We start from the raw sequence: 6,448 nt of genomic DNA on the forward strand, positions 1-6,448 counted from the left end.
GTCAATTACCCTAAAAATAGTTGTGCTTAACTACAAGCACAATTCAGCAATTTTCTTATGTATTTAGAAAGATGCAGTATCGGCGATTTGGGCGTACGGAATTACAAATGCCCGTGTTTTCTTGTGGGGGGATGCGCTATCAGTTTAAGTGGCAGGATGTCCCTGGATGGCGAGTTCCCCGCGATAATCAACGGAATGTAGAAGCAACGATTCGCCGAGCTTTTGAAGTCGGAATCAATCATATTGAAACTGCTCGTGGCTACGGCACCTCTGAGATGCAGTTAGGGCGAATTTTGCCGACTTTTCCCCGCGAAAAACTGATTGTCCAGACGAAAATCGGCCCTAAAGCGGACGCTAAAGAATTTCGCCAAGAATTTGAGAAGTCCCTAGCTTACTTAAAGCTAGATTACGTTGATTTGCTGTCGCTACACGGTGTCAATACCGATGAGTTGCTGCACGACAGCATTAAACAGGGCGGCTGTCTGGAGGTAGCACGACAGCTACAAGATCGAGGCAAAGTTCGGTTTATTGGCTTCTCGACGCACGGGCCAAGTGATGTAATTGTGAAGGCGATTGAGACGAACCAGTTCGATTACGTTAACCTGCACTGGTACTACATCAATCAGTTCAACTGGCCTGCAATTGAGGCAGCTTCTCGGCACGATATGGGCGTTTTTATTATCAGCCCTTCCGAGAAAGGAGGAATGCTGTTTAAACCGCCGCAAAAACTGGTGGATTTGTGCCATCCCCTCAGCCCAATCGTGTTTAACGATTTATTCTGCCTGAGTCATCCGCAGGTGCATACTCTGAGTGTGGGGGCGTCACGACCAGAGGATTTTGACGAACACCTGAAAACCCTGCCGCTGTTAGAGAAGGCAGAGTCGATTTTGTTGCCAATTCTTGATCGCTTGGAGCAAGAAGCGATCGCTACCTTAGGAGAAGACTGGGTAAAAACCTGGCACGTTGGCTTACCAAAGCCAGAAGCAACGCCGGGGGGACTAAATATCCAAGTGATTTTGTGGCTAAGAAATTTAGCGATCGCCTACGATATGATCGAGTACGCTAAAATGCGCTACAACCTGCTGGGCAACGCCAGCCACTGGTTTCCTGGAGCCAAAGCGGATCGGGTTCGAGAACTAGACCTCCGCCAATGTCTTACCCATAGTCCCCACGCCGACAAAATTCCAGCATTGCTGGAAGAAACTGACCGACTGCTAGGCGGTCAAACCCTCAAACGCTTATCCCAAACCTAAAATGGTATGAGTTGGGGTAATGGCTAATCAAAGAGTGGCTAATCGAAAAGTGGCTCTTGAACAATCCTTCAATTAGCCATCAGCAATTAGCCATTCATATTTAACAATGCCGCGATCGCCCAATTATACTCAGCTATCTGAGACAGAAACTTACAGCGAAATTATTGATGTCCGCTCACCCAGCGAATTTGCTGAAGATCGGATACCCGGTGCCATTAACCTACCCGTTCTGGATGACGAGGAACGCGCTAAAGTCGGAACGCTCTATAAACAAGTTTGTCCTTTCACTGCCCGTAAACTAGGAGCGACCTTAGTTGCTCAAAATATTTCCCGTCACCTCACCCATCACTTTGCCGAAAAAGACAAAGACTATCATCCCCTCGTGTACTGCTGGCGGGGAGGACAGCGTTCTAACAGTTTGGCAACCGTCTTGAGTCAAATTGGTTGGCAAGTCACTGTCCTCGAAGGGGGCTACAAAACCTATCGTTCCTTGGTACGCGAGCAACTGCAAGCCCTCCCAGAACGCTTTAACTTCCGGATATTATCTGGAATGACTGGCAGTGGTAAAACCCACATTTTGCGCCGTCTGGCTGAGTTTGGCATTCAGGTGCTGGATCTGGAAGGTTTAGCAAACCATCGCGGTTCTCTCCTGGGTGAAGAGTGGGAGAGTGGGAGTGGCGCTGAGGAGCAGCTTGTAGAAACAAGGGCGATCGCATCTGGAGCTGAGGGACAATTACCAAAAACCCATCCCCAACCTCAGCCATCCCAAAAACACTTTGAATCCCTGCTACTGCAACAGTTGCAAAGCCTCGATCCTAGCTTTCCCGTATGGGTGGAAGCGGAGAGTAATAAAATTGGGCGGATTTATGTGCCCCCATCTCTCTGGCAACAGATGAAACAAGCGAGCTGTGTGGAAATTGAGATGCCTGTAGAAGCTAGAATTCAGTGGCTTTTGCAGGAATATCCTCACTTAATGGCCCACCCGGAGGTTTTGAAAGCGAAGTTGCACAGACTAAAATCCCGCTATGGCTGGGAAAAACTCCAAGAATGGTACCAGCTCATTGATACCCAACAGTGGGAAAGATTGGTGAGAGACTTGCTTGAGTGCCACTACGATCCGAGCTACAACCACGCTATCCGCCGCTGCTTTCCCAATTTAGAGCGGGTGGTTTCCCTGGCGGATTTATCGGATGCGAGTGTTGATGCTTTGGTCAAAATTTTAGATTTAAGCGCAAGTTCTACGAGCGAACAACCAAAATCTATCCGTTGCTCAACCCCAGCCTAATCATCCAAAATCTAAAGTCGAAAATCAAAATTGAAAATACGGAAGCCCCATTAGATGTTCTAAATTGTTCTAACATCAATGGGGCTGAGGACGCAGTTAGGAGGTATCTTGCAGTCCAACTTATCCGCAGAAATTTCCACAAGCCGAGACTCTTAATAAGTTTTTAAGAAACTATCCATCAGTTATTCGCCATTTGCCCTTAGCCTTTGTCTTTTTGAAGCTCTCTAAGGGCGGAAGTCGCTCTCTGAGAGCCTTCCTTCTGACCTTGACGCTGGTAAAGGTCGCGGGCTTGCTCAAAAGCTGCGATCGCTTCCGGTACCCTTTCTCGCTTTCTCAACGCCACTCCCAGATTGTAGTAAGCTTGGGCATTTTCCGGCGACATTTCTACCAGCCGCCGATACGCAACAATTGCCATTAGGTAGTCCTGCTGCTTCAGCAAAATATCAGCGATCGCTGTCTGAGCTTCCACGAGATCGGGTTTGATCTTCACTGCCTGTTGATAAGCCTTTAAGGCATCATCCAGATTATTCCCGGTTTGCAAAATTTTGCCAATTTGGAGGCTAATCTGAGCATTGCGAGGTTCAATCTTGGCTGCCCGTTCTAAAGCCGCCATCCCAGCCGTGACGTTGCCTTGCTTCATGTAGGCGTCTCCCAAGTTCAACTGCACGCCGCTGTCATTTGGGGCGAGAGCAACAGCCTGTTGGAGCGCTTGAATCGCTTCTGCGGGACGCCCCTGCTTCAGGAAGGCGGAGCCGATAAATTCATAAGCTTGTAGATTTTTCGGATCGAGCTGGAGGGCAGTTTCATAGGCTTGCATTGCGCCTTGATAATCTTTTAGACGCTGTAATACCACCCCTAATCCTAGATAGGCATTCAGGTTCTTGTTGTCGATCTGGGCAGCACGCTGGTAGGCGGCTGCGGCACTGGCATTGTCTCCAAGATTCGCGAGAGCGTACCCCAATGCATACTGAAAATCAGCATTCTTCGGTTCGAGGGTGACAGCCTGTTGATAAGCTTTAGTGGCTTCTCGGTAGTTGCCCTGAACTGCTTGTAAATAGCCGATGGCGGAGAAGATACGGGCATTTTCGCGATCGAGAGCCGCAGCTTGTTGATAAATTGTCAAGGCTCTGGCAATATCTCCCGTATCCACCAACTTACGCCCCTGCCGCAGCAGTTCGCTCACCTGCTGTTGGTTGCCTTGAGCTACCAGTGGAGCCGCTTGGACAACTGGCATTTTGATGGTAGCGATCGCTGGCACCAACAAGAGACTAGCTACTAATAAAGTCTGTTTTTGCACGGTCGATTTATCTTGAGTTTCTACAATGGCTCAGTGTTTCTATTCCGGAAGCATGAATCCAGAATGGCTAAACACAGCAGAGGGATGAGCTTTACCTCGTCTACACCCCTAATTTGCCTAAAAAGAAATTTTGACGAGGACAGTTAATGATTGTAACAACAACTGATGTCGTTCACAAAGCTGTGTTAAGAGCGTATTTAGCAATTATCACCGCTGAAGTCGTTTTGTCTAGTCGTGCCCTGTGGTTTTTTTTGATGGAGTTGGGGAGATTATCGGCTGACGGAATGGCAGTTATATATCTGTAGTTTTTGAGCAGAACGGGGTGTGATAGCAGAGTGACCAGCCTGGCTTTTTATTGCTCATTACTGTCACGGAAACAGCCGTAAAGCTCTACTAATTTATTAATAATTGCGATCGCGCTTTTCACTTAAATAGAACACATATTTCTATCGATAGATATCCTGATTATTCCTACTGATAGATATACCCAGAAAAATACCAGTATAAAGTATAACTCAAGGGTGAAAGTTAGAAGAAAGTAGCTCTATAAAAAATAGAAACAGGAAGAGCGGTGAGCAATGTCATACACAAATCGAGAAGACAGGGTTGTTATTGAGCCAACTGCTGGCAATCAAATTGTTGAGTACCACGATCGTGTAAGGTGGGGTCCCATTTTTGCCGGTATTGTTACTGCTTTAGCTACTCAGTTAATTCTGAGTGCTTTAGGAGCCGCAATTGGTGCTACTAATATTTCCGGTTCCGGCGCACCTAGAACCTATGCCGATGATGTTGGCAGAGCGGTCGGAATTTGGTCTATTATCTCTTTGTTTATTTCCCTTTTGGTGGGTAGTTGGGTAGCAGCCCGTGCCAGTGGTCCGATGAACCGGAATACAGCAATGTTAAATGGAGCCATTCTTTGGGCTACAACTTTGGCATTGAGTTCCTGGTTGTTAGCAAGTGGAATCTCAGGCGCATTCGGTATTGTAGGTGCGAATGCTGGGGAAATCGTCAATCAAGCGCAACAAGGTGCAGTGAACGTACCCAACGACGCGCCGAATGTAACGGCTCAGCAAACTCGTGATATTGCGGGTGCAACAGCGAAGGCAGGTTGGTCGTTTACAATTGGTTCTCTGCTAGGTTTAGCAGCATCGCTGATTGGCTCATCTATGGGTGCCCGGACTCCTCGGCATCACACATAAGAATTGATGACTCAAAATCAAATTTGCAGGCTTATTTTAGCCACCAGTAAAAACACCTTTGAAAAGGTGTTTTTTTTGTAGATTAATTGTGAACTGCCGCAAGATTATCTCTGGCGACTGTAGCGTCCAATGAGTTCTGCTGCTGCCAGAATATGACCATTCATTGCCGCTTCTACCTTGTTTTTAGTGGCACCCGCTGCTAAATCTAACAGTCGATCGAGTGCGTAGAGTTTGAAAAAGTACCGATGCGTACCACTAGGCGGGCAAGGGCCACCATAACCTAAATTGCCAAAATCATTTTTACCTTGGACGCCCCCCTCAGCGAGGTTTGCTTCGCTGGGAATGCCGCCAGGTAGATGGCGAATTTCAGGTGGGAGATCGTAGAGAACCCAATGGACAAAAATGTCTCCAGGCGCATCCGGATCGTCAACGATTAAAGCAAGGCTCTGAGTACCTTCTGGCGGGGAATTCCAGCTAAGAGAGGGAGAAATATTTGCGCCGTCGCAGGTGTATTTAGACGGAATTACACTGTTTTCAGTAAAAGCCGTACTCTCAAGTTTCATCGTCTTTAGTGTCAGAGATTGACGATTGATAGGGGTGATTGGCGAATCGTTCTTACTTGCAGAACTCTAAGCGCTTGGCGGTAGTCCTGCTAATGCCAGTAGATTAGCGTTTTGGCACAGGGTAATTCTTCAACCAATAGGCTTAGCCACAGAAATATTTTGCGATTTACTGGTAGTCAATCACGATGGCTTTAGATGGTTTAGGGTAAAAGTTGTTCGTATTCATCCATTCCATATAGAGAGAACGAGAGAAAGATGCGATCGCATCCTCCTCTAAACTTTGCTCGCTCCACCCCAACCACTTCATCTGGCTTGTTCCACAACCATAGTGCGAGACGCGATCGCGTTAGCTCAATCAAAATAAATATAGATAAGACAATCGATTCAGCACAACGCATGACCACAACCGCAGTCAATCCCTATCTAGATGGCAACTTTGCGCCAGTACGGGAAGAAATCGCACCCACCAACTTGAAAGTAATCGGCGAACTACCCCCCGATTTATCCGGGATGTTTGTGCGGAATGGCCCCAATCCTCAATTTCCACCTATCGGCAACTATCACTGGTTTGATGGGGATGGAATGTTGCACGGAGTACGAATAAATAACGGCAAAGCTCAATATCGCAACCGTTATATCCGGACACGGGGATTTAATATTGAACGCGAAGCGGGTAAGGCAATTTGGACGGGTTTGATGGAACCGTCACGAGGTAACAATCCCTACAATTTCCCTAAAAATACCGCTAACACGGCTCTAGTGTGGCACGATGGGCGGCTGCTAGCGCTTTGGGAAGGAGGCGAACCTCACGCGATCGAAGTTCCCAGTTTAGAGACATCAGGTGCTTACAC

7 protein-coding genes and 1 pseudogene are annotated in these 6,448 nt (G+C 47.4%); 5 read left to right on the forward strand and 3 right to left on the reverse strand.

Features of this window, described 5'->3' with window-relative positions:
- The first annotated feature begins 71 nt into the window (after window positions 1-71).
- Both H6F50_RS22205 and mnmH read left to right on the forward strand, forming a co-directional pair.
- The gene (locus H6F50_RS22205; protein WP_190430381.1) at window positions 72-1,253 is read left to right on the forward strand and encodes an aldo/keto reductase; all 1,182 of its coding nucleotides are present in this window, start codon (window positions 72-74) and stop codon (window positions 1,251-1,253) included.
- Between the two features lie 106 nt (window positions 1,254-1,359).
- Window positions 1,360-2,538: a tRNA 2-selenouridine(34) synthase MnmH gene (gene mnmH / locus H6F50_RS22210; RefSeq protein ID WP_190430378.1), complete on the forward strand. Its 1,179-nt coding sequence runs from the start codon at window positions 1,360-1,362 to the stop codon at window positions 2,536-2,538.
- Between the two features lie 199 nt (window positions 2,539-2,737).
- Here the strand turns inward: mnmH and H6F50_RS22215 are convergent, their stop codons facing one another.
- Window positions 2,738-3,835: a tetratricopeptide repeat protein gene (locus H6F50_RS22215; protein WP_339380797.1), complete on the reverse strand. Its 1,098-nt coding sequence runs from the start codon at window positions 3,833-3,835 to the stop codon at window positions 2,738-2,740.
- Between the two features lie 146 nt (window positions 3,836-3,981).
- On the opposite strand from H6F50_RS22215, the pseudogene H6F50_RS28065 reads away from it, so the two are divergent.
- Window positions 3,982-4,232 (forward strand): annotated as a pseudogene (locus H6F50_RS28065) (hypothetical protein).
- A 181-nt stretch (window positions 4,233-4,413) separates the two neighbouring features.
- Window positions 4,414-5,034 carry a hypothetical protein gene (locus tag H6F50_RS22225; RefSeq protein ID WP_190415090.1) on the forward strand — a complete coding sequence of 207 codons (621 nt, stop codon included), beginning with the start codon at window positions 4,414-4,416 and terminating at the stop codon, window positions 5,032-5,034.
- A 104-nt stretch (window positions 5,035-5,138) separates the two neighbouring features.
- Here the strand turns inward: H6F50_RS22225 and H6F50_RS22230 are convergent, their stop codons facing one another.
- Window positions 5,139-5,597, reverse strand: a complete 459-nt coding sequence (locus tag H6F50_RS22230) for a YbhB/YbcL family Raf kinase inhibitor-like protein (protein WP_190415089.1) — start codon at window positions 5,595-5,597, stop codon at window positions 5,139-5,141.
- A gap of 200 nt (window positions 5,598-5,797) precedes the next feature.
- Window positions 5,798-5,995, reverse strand: a complete 198-nt coding sequence (locus tag H6F50_RS22235) for a hypothetical protein (RefSeq protein WP_190430379.1) — start codon at window positions 5,993-5,995, stop codon at window positions 5,798-5,800.
- Between H6F50_RS22235 and H6F50_RS22240 the strand changes: the two genes are divergently transcribed.
- Window positions 5,994-6,448: carotenoid oxygenase family protein (locus tag H6F50_RS22240; RefSeq protein ID WP_190430380.1), on the forward strand; the 455-nt coding region annotated here is incomplete at its 3' end. The genes H6F50_RS22235 and H6F50_RS22240 overlap by 2 nt on opposite strands.

It is taken from the genome of Coleofasciculus sp. FACHB-712, from assembly GCF_014695635.1.
In the GTDB taxonomy this organism is placed as follows: domain Bacteria; phylum Cyanobacteriota; class Cyanobacteriia; order Cyanobacteriales; family FACHB-T130; genus FACHB-T130.